The following is a 16,199-nucleotide window of genomic DNA, read 5'->3' as shown; positions in this document are numbered from 1 at the left end:
ATTCACCGAAAACGAGACGAATTGGCCGTACAAGGTCTCGATGGCAGCGGTAAAGGATATGCGGGTCGACATACCAAGCGAGTTGCCCGGTCCTATGGATCCTTTTGCGGCCACCGAATTCCTCAATAAGAAGGACCATTACGAACTGACCGAAGCCGACGAGCAGATGATGGCAACGGGACATGGTCAACTGGTCGGTCAGTTCTTGCTGGACCGGCAGGGGATCGTCCGTTGGAGCTTCACGGAGGTTCCAGAGGGTGGGCGATACATGTTTGGGGCGGCGAACCCGCAGGAGCTGATGTCAGCCGTGTCCCAAGTGGCCCAATAGACTTGCGAACGAGGTAAAACGGGCGGGACACTGAGCAAGACGCTGAACGAATGTGTTACGAATCTAGACGTTGGCCGTCGACGAGCCGAATGTCCGGTACTGGGCGCTTTGCGGTCGTTGGATTGTGATATGACTGAAACATAGAAGGGCAATTCAGCTTCGTGGAGGTCGACCTGATGTCGTTCGACTACATCATCGTCGGAGCCGGATCAGCCGGCTGCGTTCTGGCCAACCGGTTGACCGAGGATGCGGATTGCAGGGTCCTGCTGATCGAGGCGGGCGGCGAGGCAGACACCCGGCTCTCCAACATCCCCGGAGCCGCTTCGTGGATGCAGAACTCCAAGTCCGATTGGGCCTTTTCCACCACCCACCAGCCTGAACTGTTCGACAGGCGCATCGCCTACCCTAGAGGCCGCGTTGTCGGCGGTTCAAGCATCCTCAACTACATGGTCTACATTCGCGGAAACTCGGGCGACTATGACCAGTGGGCCCAGCTCGGAAATCACGGCTGGTCCTACGACGACGTCTTGCCCTATTTCATACGCGCAGAAGCCAACACCGCAATTGACGATATGTACCATGGGACGGGCGGCCCGCTCAGCGTCGAGACCAATGCGTACCGGCACCCACTCTGCGAGAAATTTATCGAGGCCGCGGTCTCAGTCGGCCATCGATTCAATCCCGACTTCAACGGCGCGGTTCAGGCCGGTTGTGGCTACTATCAGGCTACGTTGCGAAATGGCCGGCGGTGCAGCACCGCCCTGGCTTATCTCGACCCAGCCCTTGCCCGTCCAAACCTGACAATTGTAAAGGAGGCGCTCGTTACCCGAATCATCGTCGAGAAGGGCCGTGCCCAAGGCGTCGAATACTTCGCAGGCGGCCGCCGCCTCGAGATCGCACGCACGGACGGCGAGGTCATCCTGGCAGCCGGCGCAATCGGTTCTCCACATCTCTTGATGCTCTCGGGCCTAGGACCCGCCGATCATCTAAAGGCGAAGGGTGTGGAGGTTGTCGCAGACTGCCGGGTGTTGGACAGGACCTCCAGGATCACATCAGCCCGGGCTCCATAACCGGCTGGGTCAAGGATCCGGATGCCGTTTATAGTCAGGTTGCCTTGAAGTTCGATGATGCCGTAACCGAGTTCGAGGAAACCGGGGGTGGCCTACTGGCAACCCACTATCTTGATGTGGGTGCTTTTATGTCGGTTGACCCCGGCGAGGCTTACCCGTCTTTGCAGACTTTCTTCTATCCGGGGATCTCCGAATTTTTCCGCACGGATGGCGTACCGGATCGACGGAGGTTTGGCATAGGCGGCTACGGCTGCAGACCGGGCAGCCGTGGCAGTGTGACGCTTGCTTCCGGCAGCCCGCTCGATCCACCGATTATCGATCCAAACTACTTTTCCGATCCGAACGACCTGCGCCGGTCAATCGAGCTAGTCCGGAAAGACCGTGAAATCCTGAACGCGGCGCCGTTCGACGACATCCGGCTGGGCAACGCGACGCCTGACACCGACGATCCGAAAGAGATCGCCACCTTTATCCGTCAAAACGCGTCGACCACCTGGCACCCGACCAGCTCTTGCCGGATGGGGATCGATGACCGCGCCGTCGTAGGCCCCGACCTGCGCGTGAAGGGACTAGAGGGGCTCAGCGTCTGCGATGCGTCAGTGATGCCGTCAATGGTTAGCGGCAACATCAATGCGCCTGTCATCATGATAGCTGAAAAAGGTGCTGATATCCTGAGATCGAGACGCCGATCGGCCGCGCTCTAGGCTTGCGTGAGGTCTTCAGATTTGGTCCGCCATTGGCGCATCTACGACCTCGCACGGCTGATCAACCGGTTCGGCCAACATCAGATGGGACGGATTCCTGAATCGGGCTTTCCTGATTCTACAACTTACGTCCGTTTGTTGAAGACCTTGCTGTACGAAATGCAGTACCGGAATCTGCTGACGAGTGCTTTGTCAGTCGCGGGTTGCCTCCCACCCAATTTCAGCGAATGCGACCCTGCGTTGTTGCGATTTAGGCGACTCTGATCCAAGTCGCGGCGTCGGCGCTAAACATCCTATTGCGCCTCGAGGCCGAGAGGAAACCACGCGCCGCCCGATCAGATCATCGTGATACTGCGAAGTCACAGCACTGGGCCAGGCCGCCGTCAGCTCAGATCAGCTTGATCTTGACCTCAATGTTGCCGCGTGTCGCTTTCGAGTATGCACAAATCTTATGTGCTTCGCCTACCAGGGCTTTCGCGGCATTGCACTCCACACCTGGCAGTCTGACGTTGAGCCGAGTGCTGAGAAAGTAGCCGTCGTCCCCGAGGTTCAGATCGACCGAGGCATCGATGCTCACTCCCGACGACAGCGCGATTTTTCGTTTGTGGGCCACAGATGCGATCGCGCTTGCGAAGCTGGCCGACCAGCCGGCCGCGATGAGTTGCTCAGGGTTGGTGCCGATGCGCGCCGATCCGGGCATCGAAAGCCAGATGTCCAGAAGGCCGTCGGAACTGCGCGAGGCGCCATTTTCGCGGCCGCCCGTGGTTGCGGTCCTAGCCGTGTAAACAACTCTTGCGATCCGGCTCACGGGCATTTTTTTGGTAGTTGCGGTACCTGCCGCAGGGGCGGCGCTGCGAACCCGATCACGCGTCGACCTCGACAACGGCATCGGCAAAGGCCTGCGGCGCTTCCTGGGGCAGGTTGTGCCCGATGCCGCCCGTGACGACCCGGTGCGCATATTTGCCTGAGAACATCTTGGCATAGGCGCTGGCGTCCGGATGTGGCGCGCCATTAGCGTCGCCCTCGAGCGTGATCGTAGGCACGCTGATGACCGGTGCCTGTGCGAGGCGCTTTTCCAATTCGTCATACTGCGACTCGCCTTCAGCCAATCCGAGCCGCCAACGATAGTTATGCATCACGATGTCGACATGATCGGGATTGTCGAAGGCGGCGGCGCTGCGTCCGAAGGTGGCATCGTCGAAACTCCACTGTGGCGAAGCGAGCTGCCAGATGAGCCTGGCGAAATCCCGCGTGTATTTCTCGTAACCGGCACGGCCGCGATCGGTGGCGAAGTAATATTGGTACCACCATTGCAGCTCGGCCTTCGGCGGCAGCGGCAGCTTGCCGGCTTGCTGGTTGCCGATGAGGTAGCCGCTCACCGAGACCATCGCCTTGCAGCGTTCCGGCCATAGTCCGGCAATGATGTTCGCCGTCCGCGCGCCCCAGTCGCAGCCGCCGATGGTCGCCTTTTCGACGCCGAGTGCGTCCATCAAGGCGACAATGTCGGCGGCGATAGCAGACTGCTGACCATTGCGCATCGTCTCTTCCGACAGGAACCGCGTCGTGCCGTTTCCGCGCAGGTAAGGCACGATCACGCGGTGGCCTTTGGCCGCCAGCAAGGGCGCGACGTCGACGTAAGTATGGATGTCGTACGGCCAGCCATGCAGCAGGATGACGGGCGGGCCGCCGGCAGGTCCCACGTCGGCATAGCCGACGCTCAACGCGCCGGCGTCGATCTGCTTCAAGGGTCCGAAGGACGTTGCAGGCGCTTCGGTCGCCTGCTGTGCTGCTGCCGAAGCGATCAGACCGAGTTGAGTGGCGGCGACGGCCATTGCGGCGGCACCAAAGAACCGGCGGCGATCTTGGTCGATCTCATCCGGGATATTGAGCGAATGCATTTGGGAACCTCTATCGTTGCACAAACGATCAGCCGAACGTGAACGCAAACACCTCCACGCCCGGGCCGAAAAATTCGATCTCGAACTGGCGATCGACAATGGGTTTTGGTTGTCGGATGAGTTGATACAGACGCTGCTCCGCCACCATGCTTTCGCCATTTTCGTCAACGTCAATTCCGCGAGCCGCGCCTGGCGGCTGTCCGTCGATCAGCACGCGAAATCTCACGGAAGTTCCCCTAGCTGTGGGCCCCATGACGAGATGAAGATCGCGGGCGTGAAAACGATACGCGACGCGGCCATTGGGCTTGTTCAGCACGGCGCTCTCCTGCCTTACCGTCCAATCCCCAGACAGCCCCCATTCATTCAGGCGTAGTCGCGCCGGCACTTCGTAGATGCGCGGCTCGTCCAAAACCGGTTCGCCGCCGGAGGCAAAGTTCTGGGTGCGTTCATAGCCGAGATAGTTTTCTGGGGATTTGAGGCTGTCCCAATCGGCCGCCACTTCGATGCCGCGGGCAACTGCCGACACGGGCTCACTGTCGAATCCGCCGGCTCCAGTCTCGGCCAGCAATTCCTGGATGATCTTTTCCGATTGTTCGTATGAGCCCTCGCCAAAATGATGATGCCGAACACGCCCTTGTGAATCGATGAAATACAGCGCTGGCCAATAGTGGTTGTTAAAGGCACGCCATATGGCGTGCCCGCTGTCGACGGCGATCGGATAATCGACTCCCAAATCCGCCGCGGCCCGACGTACGTTGTTCAGGTCTTTCTCAAAAGAGAACTCCGGTGAGTGGACGCCGATCACCACCAAACCTTGATCGCGATACTTCTCCTCCCACGCTCGGACATAGGGCAGCGTGCGCAGCCAGTTAATGCAGGTATAGGTCCAGAAATCGATAAGGACGACCTTGCCGCCCAAAGCCGATGCCGTCAGGGGCGGTGAATTGATCCACTCGTCCGCACTCTCGAGAGAGGCAAGCTCGGATTGACCCGCAACCGCGCCAGCGGAAAACCCGTGAAGGAACGGAACCTCTGTCTGTTTGGATGTTATCGGCCGCCCCATATTCGTATCTCCTAGAAAACCGGCAATCGGTGTCCCGATTGCCATCGCGAGTGCCGCGGCTATCCACAGCCTGTTTGTTTTCATCGTGACGCCTCTGTGTACGATCGAGGTTGCGGCGCGTACAGGATACGGCGCGCAACGCGCGCGCCGAACTTTCAAAGCGGCAGCGGCTTGCCGGCGTGTTCCGCCACCATGTATTCGGCATACCAGTCCGGCCAGTTCTCATCACGCTGGCCGCCCGTCCGCTTCTCGTGCTCGCCGTGCGCTAGCGCCGCACGCCACAGCGCGGCGGCGAGCTCGGTCGACGAGGTGAATGTCGTCACGTCACTGTCCACGCGTCCGGGCAATCGCGCGGTAATTTCCTGGAGCAGCCAGCTATTGCCGTCCGGATCGCTGAACGAGGCGAACGAGGCGTAGCTGCGCCGCTCCGGATCCGGACCGCTGAGACGGTCGCCCGGTCCGGCGCCGGGGTGGAATACTTCACTCACGTCGACACCGTGTTCTACGAGCTCGGCACGCGCCGCCACGATGTCGGATACGATGAGCCAGAGCGCCGGCGTGGTACCCAAGTGGATAGAGCCCGGCGAACCTGGAGGCGTGAACTGCACGGCCCGCGACCCGTCGCTCCTGACGAAGTCGGCATCGAGCCTCCAGCCCAGGCCGTCGTAGAATCGCTTGGCGCGGTCGACGTCCGACACAGGGATGACGGCAACTTCGAGTTTCATGTCGACCGTCCGCGATCCGGGGGTCTCGACTGCAGTTTCGCTGCGCGCTTGAGTATCGGTCATGTGGGGCTCCTTGGGTTTGAATGCCTTGCTGAGTTCATCCATGGCGGACCGGCCCCAATGTCCCGATCCGCGTTTTGGGCGGGAAAGGGGCGAGCCGCCCCGCTCTCTTCACTTATCTTGCCGCAGCGGCTTGAACGCAGCTCGAAGCTCGGCGGAGAAGAGCTCCGGCTGCTCCCACGCAGCAAAATGGCCGCCCTTGTCGACCTCGTGGAAATAGATCAGGTTGCGGTAGGCGCGCCTGGCCCATGTCTCCGGGGCGCGATAGCTCTCCCCTGGAAAGACAGTGATGGCCACAGGAAGCGAGATCTCGGAGGTCATCTCCGGACCGGCAAAAGCAGGACTGCGTCCGCCATACTCCCAGTAGATTCGGCTCGCTGAGGTCGCGGTGTCCGTCAGCCAGTACAGCGTGATGTCGTCGAGCACCTCATCCGGCGACTTTTCGGGATCGCTCTCGCTGTATGTCCAGCGCGAGAAGCCCGGATGCCCGAGCATCCATGCGGCGAGGCCGACCGGCGAGTCCATCAGGCCGTAGCCGATGGTCTGCGGTCGGGTGCCCATCATCACGGCGTAGGACCTGTTCCCCATTTTGGCGGACGCGCTGAGCGCGTCGAACGTCGCGCGTTCCTTCTCGGTCAGTCCCGCAGGCGCTGGGCCGCCGGCGGCGAGCACCGCGGCAATCTCGGGCGGTACGATCGCCGGCAGGTTGATGTGGATGCCGAGCAAACCTGCCGGCGCGAGGCGGCCCATCGCGTTCGAGACAGGGGACCCCCAGTCGCCGCCCTGCGCGAGGTAGCGTGTGTAGCCGAGGCGCTTCATCAGCTCCGCCCAAGTTCGCGCGATGCGGTCGGGGCCCCAGCCGGTGTCGGTCGGCTTGCCGGAGAAGCCGAAGCCCGGCAGCGAGGGCAGAACGAGGTCGAAGGCGTCCTCGGCGCGTCCGCCATGGGCGGTCGGGTCCGTGAGCGGACCGACGGTCTTGAGCAGTTCGAACACCGAGCCGGGCCAGCCATGCGTCATGATCAGCGGCAAGGCGTTCGGATAATGTGAGCGGACGTGGATGAAGTGAATGTCTACGCCATCGATCGTTGTCATGAATTGAGGCAGGGCGTTGAGCTTGGCCTCGACCTTTCGCCAGTCGTAGCTGGCGCCCCAATACTCGACGAGCGGCTTGATCTTCGCCAGCTGTATGCCCTGCGACTGGTCATCGACCGTCTCGCGATCCGGCCACCGTGTTTCCGCGATGCGCCGGCGAAGGTCCTCGAGCGCCGCTTGCGGCACCTGAGCTTTGAAGGGCCGGATCGAGCGATCTTCGGCCGCATTGGCGTTGGCCAGGGCGGAAAGGACGCAAAGCCCGAATGCCAGCGCGGTCGCCAACTTGAAGAGCTTCATGGTAGAACCTCCTTGCCCGGCGAATGGAACGTCACCGTTTGCTCGGTGAAGACGTTGCCTTCGGCGTCCACCACCTCGATCAGCACCTTGTGCTGGCCGCGCAGCATGCCCACCAAAATAATGGTGTTGCTCTGACCGTAATCCGCCCACGCCCAGGGCAGGTCGTCGACGGTGATGTGAAGGTGCCCGACCCGCGGGGACACGTTGCGCGCGGCCGGCCCTCCGACAGGCAGGATGCGCAAGTTCTCCACCCGGTACGGGATGAACACGACGCCTCCGGCCAACCGCCCCGGAAGCGGCGGCTCCACGATCAGCTTGGGCGGGGGTTCCTTGTCGACGGGAACAACCGTGCTCTGGGCGAACGCGCCGCTGGCGAACACCGTGCAGGCCGCGACCGTGGCAAGCGTCTTGATGAGGAGGTCCATTGCAGTCTCTCCCTTTGGAGATTCGCTACGCGCAGGTATCGCGAGGCGGCGGATGACGTGCACGTCCGGCGCGCCATCCCCGCCCAATACTTCACGTCTGCAACGTCTTGAACGAGGCGCGCAGCTCATCGGTGAAGTACTTCGGCTGTTCCCATGCCGCAAAATGGCAACCCTTGGGCGGGCGGCCGTAATGCAGAAGCTTCGGGAACGCGCGCTCGGTCCAACTCTTCGGTGCGGTGTAGATTTCACTGGGGTTCGCACTCACGCCGACGGGAATGGTGATGCCTTTGGCGTCAAAGAAGCCCGCCTTCGCCGTTTGCCGGAATTCCCAATAGAGCCGGGCTGACGAGATGGCCGTGTTCGTCAGCCAGTACAACGTGATATTGTCGAGGATGTCGTCGCGGGTAAGGCCCTCCGGCTCCCCATCGAAGGAGCGGGCGATCAGTGCATAGCTGTCCGCGTCGTGGTCAAGAATCCATGACGCCAAACCGGCCGGTGAATCGACGAGCCCGTAGAGCGTTTGCGGGCGAAGCGCCATCTCGTTGGCGTATCCCAGGCCGAACTTGTAGAAAAAGGCGACCTGCTCGTAGGCGCGTTTTTCGTCCGGCCCGAGATCGGCGGGAGGCGGACTGCCGGCAGCAAGCGCCTTCACAATCTCGGGCGGAATGGTCCCCGGCATGTTTGTGTGGATGGCGATCAACTCGGGAGGCGCCATCAGCGCCATCTGTTCGGTGATGAGGGCTCCCCAATCGCCGCCCTGTGCGACAAACCGGTTGTAGCCGAGGCGCTTCATCAGCACGGTCCACGCTTTCGCGATGCGCTCCGGACCCCAGCCGGGTTCGGTCGGCTTGGCGGAAAAGCCGTAGCCCGGCATCGACGGGATCACCACGTCGAACGCGTCGGCCGGGGTTCCGTCATGCGCCGTGGGGTTCGTGAGCGGATCGATGACCTTCAGCAGCTCGATGACCGAACCGGGCCAGCCGTGTGTGATGATGACCGGCAGCGCACCCTGATGCTTGGACTTCACGTGGATGAAGTGGATGTCGAGGCCGTCGATCTCGGTGATGAAATGCGGCAGCGACTTCAGATGCGCCTCGCACTTGCTCCAATCGTATTCGGCTCCCCAGTACTGGATGAGCTTCTGCATCGTGGCGAGTTGCACGCCTTGTGTGTCGCCTGCCGCCAACGTCGCCGAAGTCCGCCGAGAAGCTGCATCGGTGACCAGTTCGCGCTCGGGCCAACGCGTGGCGGCGACGCGCCGGCGTAGCTCGTCGATCTCCTCCTGCGGGAAGCTGACGGTGAAGGGACGGATGGAATCGCTCGTGGATGCGGCGGCCAATCGTGACGGGAGCAGGCTTGCGGCACCTGCGGCGATGCCGACCGCGGCAGTACCCAAAACCCGGCGACGATCTTGGTCGATTACTTCGGGAGTGTTGGTCGTATCCATGGGTCTCTCCTTAAGGTCGTGCATTTGCTCGAGGTGCTTGTGTGCTTCCCGATACCTACGCCCAGAAGAAGGGAATCGCCCGTTATGCGTTGTGAGCCCTTGTTAGTCGCTGCAAGCGCCGTTGTTTCCCGAGCAAATCGGCCGTTGCAGCCGACGTCCCTATGGTGTGCAGGCGATCCTTGATTTAAACTATGGGCTTTGAGGGCAGGCGGCTCCGAAAGAAGACGCCATGACTGCAACGGCAGATCAGACCAAAGACGGATTGTCGTTTGGTCCTTTCCATTTGGCTGCGGGTAAAAGGCTCCTCACAAGAGAGGGCGCTCCCGTAGAGCTAGGCTCGCGTGCCCTCGACATTCTCATCGCCCTGATTTCCACGCCGAATGAAATCGTCGGCAAGAAAGATCTGATGTCGCAGGTTTGGCCCGATGTCACAGTCGAGGAAGGCAGCCTGCGGTTTCACATAACCAGGCTTCGCAAGACGCTGGGCGATGGAAAGGACGGCGCGCGATATATCGCGACTCTTCCGGGGCGGGGCTACTGCTTCGTTGCACCCGTCTCGCGCTCGGGCGGTCCCAGCGACGATGCGCCTGTCATTGCCGCCAGGTTTCCGCATGCGAATCTCCCTAGCCGCTTGAGTCGGATGGTCGGCCGAGATGAGGACGTTCTCAAGCTGTCGGCTCGGCTGAACGCTTCGCGTTTCGTCACTATCGTCGGCGCCGGCGGCGTCGGCAAAACCACCGTCGCAATCGCGGTCGGGCATCATTTGATCGAAGCATTCTCAGGCGCGGTGCTGTTCGTCGACCTGGGCATGCTTGGCGATCCCGACCTGGTGACGACAGCCGTTGCCTCCATGCTTGGGCTGTCGGTTCAATCGAGTGACGCGACGCCCAATCTGATCGCCTATCTGCGCAACAAGCGGATTCTCCTGATCCTCGATACGTGCGAGCATCTCGTCGAAGCCGTGGCGACGCTGGCCGCAAGCATCATCGACGCGGCATCACAGGTTCACATTCTGGCGACAAGTCGCGAGGCGCTCAGGGTCGAGAGCGAGCATATATACCGGTTGGATGCGCTTGCCTGTCCGCCCGACGATCCGAGGCTGTCGGCGGCGGTTGTCCAGACGTTTCCAGCCATTCAGCTATTTGTCGAGCGCGCTGTGGCAGGTGGCGCGCGTTTGGAGGTCAGCGATGCGGAGGCCTTGCTCGTCGCAAGCATCTGTCGAAAGCTTGACGGAGTGGCGCTCGCGATTGAGCTGGCGGCCAGACGCGTCGAGTCCTATGGACTGCAACAAACGGCCGCGCTTCTCGATCAACGTCTGACGCTGCTGTGGCTCGGGTCGCGAATAGCGCCACCGCGTCAGAAGACCCTGCAGGCAACGCTGGACTGGAGCTTTGGGCTGCTTACCGAACTTGAACGCGTGGTGCTTCGCAGGCTCGCCGTGTTCGTGGGGCATTTCACACTCGATGCGGCGCTGGAAGTCGTCACAAGCGCTAGTCTCGACAGATCAACCGTCCTTGCCTCCATGGACAGTCTCGTTGCCAAGTCGATCGTGGCGACGCGTCCGATCGGAGCGATGATGCGCTACCGGCTCCTAGACACCACGCGCGCCTATGTCCTCGACATCAAGCTCGACGACGCCGAGATCGCCGATCTGGCGGTGCGCCACGCCGCCTATTATCGAAGATGGCTGGAGCAGACCGGGCTCGAATGGCCAAGCTTGGCGACCGGCGAGGAACGGACCCCTCACTTCGCCGCCATCAACAATGTTCGAGCCGCCTTGGAATGGTGCTTCGGCACCGACGGAAACACGGACATCGGCGTCGGGCTTGCCGCCGCTGCCGCGCCGGTTTTCTTGGCGATGTCGTTGCTGCCGGAATGTCATCGCTGGTCCGAGCGCGCGATATTCGCGCTTGACGCTGCTGCTCTTGGTGGGCTCGATGAGATGCATCTCCAAGCTGCGCTCGGTGTGTCCTTGATGTTCACGCGGGGAGGGCGCGACGCGGCGCGCGTCGCCCTGGAGCGAAGCTTCACGATCGCGGAAGAACGCGGCGATAAGCTCGATCAGTTGCATCTGTTGGGCCCGCTCAACATGTTCCATCTGCGGACCGGCAACTTTAAAACCGCCCTCCATTTCGCGAAACAATGCTCAGCCACAGCCGCGACGCTGGAGGATTCGGTCGCGATCGCTTTGGCTCATTCCGTTTTGGGGATATCGCTGCACCTTCGCGGCGACCTTGCCGAAGCCCGCGCCGAACTCGAGGCGGCGCTGGATCGCGGACCGCGCGCTCAGCGAACCACGACGATCTATCTCGGTTTCGAAGGCAAAATCCTGGCCAAGGCTATTCTGGCCAGGAACCTTTGGCTGCAAGGCCACCCGGATCAAGCCATGGAACGCGCCCGGCAGGCCATCGATGAGGCTGCCGCCATGGATCATTCGCTGACGCTGGCGATAGCCTTGATCTGGGGAATATCGGTATTCCTGTGGGCCGGCGAACTGGAGAGTGCTGAGGCATACATAGACATGCTCATTTCCCGCGCCGAATCCCATTCCATGGCTCCCTACCTGCTGGTTGGTCGAGGATTCAAAAGCGACGTCGCGATCGGTCAAGGCGACGCGAAAGGTGGCGTAGAGGGACTGCGAACTTCTCTCCAGAAGCTCCACGCGGCGCCTTACGAATTGCTCACAACTGCACTCAACCTCTCGCTGGTCAGGGGGTTGTCCGCGATCGGTCAGGTCGATGAAGCAATGGTGCTGGTCGACGATTCACTTGGTCAAGTCGAAAAGAACGGCGACCTATTGTACCTTCCGGAGTTGCTGCGGATGAAGGGAAACCTTGTTCTCCAGCTGTCGGAACGCAATCGCGCCGAAGCCGAGACATGCCTGTTGCAGGCGCTGGAATTGAGCCGCAGTCAGGGTGCGCGAGCATGGGAGCTGCGAACCGCAATCGACATGGCGACGCTGATGGCCGGGCGAGGAGAAGTCGACAGCGCTTGCGCGTTGTTACAGCCGGTATTCGAGCAATTCGTGGAAGGCCTGAGTACAGCAGATTTGAAGGCCGCCGGGCGCCTATTGGCGACGCTGCGCTAGCTGCAGCCGATGCACGTTCACATTTTTGCAGACGGCCGGACGTCAGCTTTTGGCGTATCCACGCCTTTTCGACGGGTTGATGGCGGACAAATATCAGATGGGACGGATCGATCTCGCTGGGGCCAGTCTGATCCGTATAAACGCTCGTATTCGGTAGGAAATCGTTTCGCGAAACGCCCCGTTTGATACTGCAAAGCTGTACAATTGTGCCCAACATCAGATTGGATGCAGTCTCAACAAACATGCAGTTCAGACAGTCGATTACGCGTCTTTGTTAAAGTCGCGCCGTACCAAATGCAGTACCGGAACCTGAAACGATTGATGCAGTTCGTCGCTGATCAGCCATAAGCCGCGGGCGGCCTTGTACGGCAGGGGCTGAACGAAACTCATTCACGTTCCCTCGCTACTCCATGAGACCCCTCATTTCCTTTCTTGCTGCCTCAGTACGGAACTCAAGGTACTTGGCCAAATCGGCGAGATGGAGCCCTTGGCACACTTTTGACTGTCCTCGATCCTCACGAGCGGAAGGGCAATTCTCCCATGAAAATCTTTCGGACCAACTTCGTTGGCGTCAGGTGGAAGAAATAGTCTCGCAGACGTCATCGATCGGGATGATGGCCTTGCCTCCATACTGAGTCATCAAAAGCAGTGCAGTGTTCATTCCAGGTTGCTATCCCCTGTTAGGAGCTTGGCAGACTAGCCAACCGCCCAACGGGTTCAACGGCCGGGCAGGGGGGCGGCGCGTGCAAAGGGTGGGCGCGACGTAAGCCGGCCGGGGGTTCAAGTCGCTAGACCGCTACATTGCAAGACCCACTATTGAGGGGGTGTTCTTCTGCTATCGTCGGCATGCGGCCTGACAGCACCGGGATCCAGCGTGACGAGCTCGAAAGTACGAGTCGGACGATGGTGAGGAAGCCGCGTAAAGTCACCCGGGAAGGGGAAGACGTTCTCGTAGGCATATCGGTGGACGTGATACATTCTGGCCACCCTTCAGCGGTTTTAAATTTGCCGCCGACCAGGATCATTGACTGTAGCAGCGAACTGGGCTGCATCAAGGGCTCGGCTCTTTCGATGTCGCCGACATCATCCGAGGCCGTGGCGGCAACGATGCGCTGAACGGCGCTGGCACGATGTTACATAAGTCTCGCAAAGAACAACCGATTAAGGACAAGCGGAGTGATGCAGCACGAAGAAGCGAAATCGTGACCCAGCGCAGCTCGATCTACTCGACTGGGCAGCGAGCGCCCGATCGCCAAGATCATCAGCGCCATCCCGCATCGCGAAACGGATGTGGAGGGAACGCCACATGCAGTAACCGAACAACCCGCCGCATATCATGCCGATGCGGAGGCGGGCATGAGCGTGGCGGCCTTACTGATGCAGCATGAGCCGGTCCATGGGCGCGTTTACTTCGGCCAACCTAGCCAGCGCTTGCTCGACTTTTTGAGCCGAGGTGTCAGTGCGCTTGATGTGCCGGATCATTTGCCGCGTCAGTCGCGCGAGCCTGGCGGCGCGATATACATCGCCGTATCTCGCAGTTTCAAGGTGGAGGGTCGCGAGCCTCATGGGCGACAATTCCAATTGTCTAGCGGTAGAATTCGCGAATCCGCCTTTCGTTCCGCTGTCCGACCTTACGCTCGCAAAGAGCTGGCCGGAGGGCCGTGACGAATGAGAGGCCGGCCCTCACATGTTGCTGCGCGGTCTGAGGCGCCGGAGTCGATCCGCGGGTTGCTGCACTCTGCGGCGAGTTCGAAATAGAGATCATCTCCAAGAGCCGCTATCCGAAGGATGGCCAAACCCGCGCCGTCGGCTCAGTCCGCCGGCTGATCGACCATCATGGCACCGAGCATGCCCGGCTGAGGGCCGCGGCAACCATGCCCTGATTGAGGAAAGCAGCTTGACGGCCGTCTCGGACTAGCTGCTGGCCTGTCCGGATCTGGTGGAGCAAGGCATGGCTGCCGTGCTCGAGGTTTCGACGCGATACCGCTCGGCGCATACATGGCCATCGTGAATGAGCTGCGCGGCCGCCTTCATCAGGGGCATGCCCTGGCCGGTATCGTCTATGTGCACCTTCGGCGCCTCAGGGAGAGCTCGCTAATGGCAAAGGAGACGATTCGGTCCCGCATGGCCAAGGCTGACGCCAGCGAGGCTAAAAAGGGCCGCCAAGGATTCACCAAGCGCCAGCGCCGGCGCGAGGAACTGACCGCGCTCGGCAAGAGGATGCTCGCGGTAGAGGCGTCATTGCCGCAAGGCGAGTTCGGCCCATGGCTGCGCGACCAGCCTATCCCCTGCGATTTGGCTTTGAAGGCGATGCGGCTGGCCCGCGCTGTTGCCTAGAAGCGATCGGCCCTACCAAAGAAGAGGCGCGCTCCCTTGTTTCGCGCCGTCTCCCCATCTAGCCTGAACTACTTTCAGTTGAGGGGACGGGTATGAAAATCCCGGTCGGATTTACCCAATGGGGCTTCAAGATGGGGCAGGAAGACGCACGGAAGTAAAATGGTCTCCCAGTCGGATAGTCTGATAGTCTGAATGCCGCCAGGCCCAGCTTTGAGAGGACATCCGGCAATGCAGCAGCGAATGATCGCATTGCGCCACTCTTGTAGTCCCTGACCTCGATCAAATTAATGCGACTGCTTGAGACTTGGGGCAATCGCGACAATTGCCCTATCGGAACGTGTGAGCAGTGCTATGGGCAAATCGGGATGCGCGCATTCTTTCGATTGGTTGCCGTTATGATCGTGGTGTCCGGCGTGACCGGTTGCACTAGTATTTCCTACTACGCGCAGTCCGTGAAGGGTCATCTGCAGATCATGACGGCGCGCAAGGATGTCGGAAAACTGATCGGGGATCCTTCGACGCCGAACGCATTGCGCGCCCGAATGGCATCGGCGAGCGCCATACGACAGTTTGCAACAGATGAACTAGCGCTGCCCGACAACAATAGCTACCGCAGCTATGTTGATATCGGTCGGGACTCGGTGACATGGGCCGTCTTCGCCGCGCCGGAATTCTCGCTGACGCCACGAACATGGTGTTTTCCCGTTTTCGGCTGCGTCCCCTACCGGGGATATTTCTCCAAGAAGTCTGCGACTGAAACCGCTGTCGAACTTCAAGGACAGGGCATGGACGTCTATGTGACGGGCATCACTGCATATTCCACGCTTGGCTGGTCAAGTGACCCGCTGCTAAGCACGATGCTCAGCCAGGATGAAACGTATCTTGCAGGGCTGGTTTTCCATGAACTGGCCCACCAGCGCGTCTACGTGCACGACGATTCCGCATTCAACGAGGCGTTCGCTGTCGCCGTCGAAACAACCGGCGTGAAAAAATGGCTGCGCGCGGCTGGCGATACTGCCGAATTGCGCCGTTACGAAGCCGTCCGGAGGCGCAGCGCCGAATTTCTGGCGCTTGTGTCGCAGACCCGGGACGAGTTACGTCACGTCTACGACGACGCCGGTACCTCGGAGCAGAAGTGGGCGGCGAAAGCAGCCGCGATCGAACGGCTGCGAATGCGCTACCGGCAGATGCGCGACAGGCGCTGGGGTGGATACCGGGGATACAATGCTTGGTTCGCTTCCCCAATCAACAACGCCAAGCTCGCCGCGACTTCCGTTTATAGCGATCGGGTTCCAGCGTTTCTCCGCTTGTTCGACCTGTGTTCGGGCGACTATGCACGGTTCTACGCGTCGGTTCGACGGATTGGCGCACTAGACGAAGCTCACCGCGCCGAAGCACTTGCGGCGGCAGATAACTGTTATTGAGCCGGTCAAATGTGAAGGCCCGAAGCGTCGCGGTTTATGAATTGTTTTGGTGGATGAGTCGCTTGATGCACTCGGCAGCCGACGAAGGAGTTGAGTGGATCATTGGTCGGCCGAGCTCCAAAACCTCTCCGACATCATGGGCCGGGAGCCGTCGGTCTGCTTCGGATCAGCGGCTGGCGAACGCGGACATAGCTTGTCGGAAGCTCCCGAGCAAATGCCGGCTTCCTAATTTCTACGCCCG

At 60.7% G+C, this 16,199-nt stretch carries 13 protein-coding genes and 1 pseudogene; 6 read left to right on the top strand and 8 right to left on the bottom strand.

Annotated elements, in window-relative coordinates:
- The 3 genes and pseudogenes from NKI85_RS35900 to NKI85_RS35890 all read left to right on the top strand — a co-directional run.
- Positions 1–328: pseudogene (locus tag NKI85_RS35900) on the top strand (AhpC/TSA family protein); the annotation flags it as partial.
- Positions 329–504: 176 nt separating this feature from the next.
- Positions 505–1,398: a GMC family oxidoreductase gene (locus NKI85_RS35895; RefSeq protein WP_352780559.1), complete on the top strand. Its 894-nt coding sequence runs from the start codon at positions 505–507 to the stop codon at positions 1,396–1,398.
- Between the two features lie 44 nt (positions 1,399–1,442).
- Positions 1,443–2,102, top strand: a complete 660-nt coding sequence (locus NKI85_RS35890; protein WP_352780558.1) for a GMC family oxidoreductase — start codon at positions 1,443–1,445, stop codon at positions 2,100–2,102.
- Positions 2,103–2,490: 388 nt separating this feature from the next.
- Here the strand turns inward: NKI85_RS35890 and NKI85_RS35885 are convergent, their stop codons facing one another.
- The 7 genes from NKI85_RS35885 to NKI85_RS35855 form a co-directional block, all read right to left on the bottom strand.
- Positions 2,491–2,910: an Ohr family peroxiredoxin gene (locus NKI85_RS35885; protein WP_352780556.1), complete on the bottom strand. Its 420-nt coding sequence runs from the start codon at positions 2,908–2,910 to the stop codon at positions 2,491–2,493.
- 55 nt (positions 2,911–2,965) lie between these two features.
- Positions 2,966–4,000: an alpha/beta fold hydrolase gene (locus NKI85_RS35880; protein ID WP_502896241.1), complete on the bottom strand. Its 1,035-nt coding sequence runs from the start codon at positions 3,998–4,000 to the stop codon at positions 2,966–2,968.
- Positions 4,001–4,028: 28 nt separating this feature from the next.
- Entirely contained in the window at positions 4,029–5,147 is a 1,119-nt protein-coding gene (locus NKI85_RS35875) for a thioredoxin family protein (protein WP_352780554.1), read from the bottom strand.
- Positions 5,148–5,218: 71 nt separating this feature from the next.
- Entirely contained in the window at positions 5,219–5,851 is a 633-nt protein-coding gene (locus NKI85_RS35870) for a VOC family protein (RefSeq protein WP_352532187.1), read from the bottom strand.
- 108 nt (positions 5,852–5,959) lie between these two features.
- Positions 5,960–7,237, bottom strand: a complete 1,278-nt coding sequence (locus NKI85_RS35865; RefSeq protein WP_352780552.1) for an epoxide hydrolase family protein — start codon at positions 7,235–7,237, stop codon at positions 5,960–5,962.
- A complete protein-coding gene (locus tag NKI85_RS35860; RefSeq protein WP_352780550.1) occupies positions 7,234–7,662 on the bottom strand; it encodes a DUF6130 family protein in 429 nt (142 codons plus the stop codon). The genes NKI85_RS35865 and NKI85_RS35860 overlap by 4 nt, the downstream gene beginning before the upstream one ends.
- Before the next feature lie 91 nt (positions 7,663–7,753).
- A complete protein-coding gene (locus NKI85_RS35855) occupies positions 7,754–9,109 on the bottom strand; it encodes an epoxide hydrolase family protein (protein ID WP_352780548.1) in 1,356 nt (451 codons plus the stop codon).
- A 229-nt stretch (positions 9,110–9,338) separates the two neighbouring features.
- On the opposite strand from NKI85_RS35855, the gene NKI85_RS35850 reads away from it, so the two are divergent.
- Positions 9,339–12,197, top strand: coding sequence for an ATP-binding protein (locus NKI85_RS35850; protein WP_352780546.1), 2,859 nt, complete (start codon positions 9,339–9,341; stop codon positions 12,195–12,197).
- 261 nt (positions 12,198–12,458) lie between these two features.
- On the opposite strand, the gene NKI85_RS35845 is transcribed toward NKI85_RS35850, so the two are convergent.
- On the bottom strand, positions 12,459–12,587 hold the full coding sequence (locus NKI85_RS35845) for a hypothetical protein (RefSeq protein ID WP_352780544.1): 129 nt from the start codon (positions 12,585–12,587) through the stop codon (positions 12,459–12,461).
- 1,608 nt (positions 12,588–14,195) lie between these two features.
- On the opposite strand from NKI85_RS35845, the gene NKI85_RS35835 reads away from it, so the two are divergent.
- Complete coding sequence (locus NKI85_RS35835; RefSeq protein WP_352780542.1) at positions 14,196–14,534, top strand: hypothetical protein; 339 nt, start codon at positions 14,196–14,198, stop codon at positions 14,532–14,534.
- Between the two features lie 365 nt (positions 14,535–14,899).
- On the top strand, positions 14,900–15,958 hold the full coding sequence (locus tag NKI85_RS35830) for an aminopeptidase (protein WP_352780541.1): 1,059 nt from the start codon (positions 14,900–14,902) through the stop codon (positions 15,956–15,958).
- The last annotated feature ends 241 nt before the right edge of the window (positions 15,959–16,199 follow it).

Source organism: Mesorhizobium sp. M0571 (genome assembly GCF_040320985.1).
In the GTDB taxonomy this organism is placed as follows: Bacteria; Pseudomonadota; Alphaproteobacteria; order Rhizobiales; family Rhizobiaceae; genus Mesorhizobium.
This window is presented reverse-complemented; position numbering and strand designations above follow the sequence as displayed.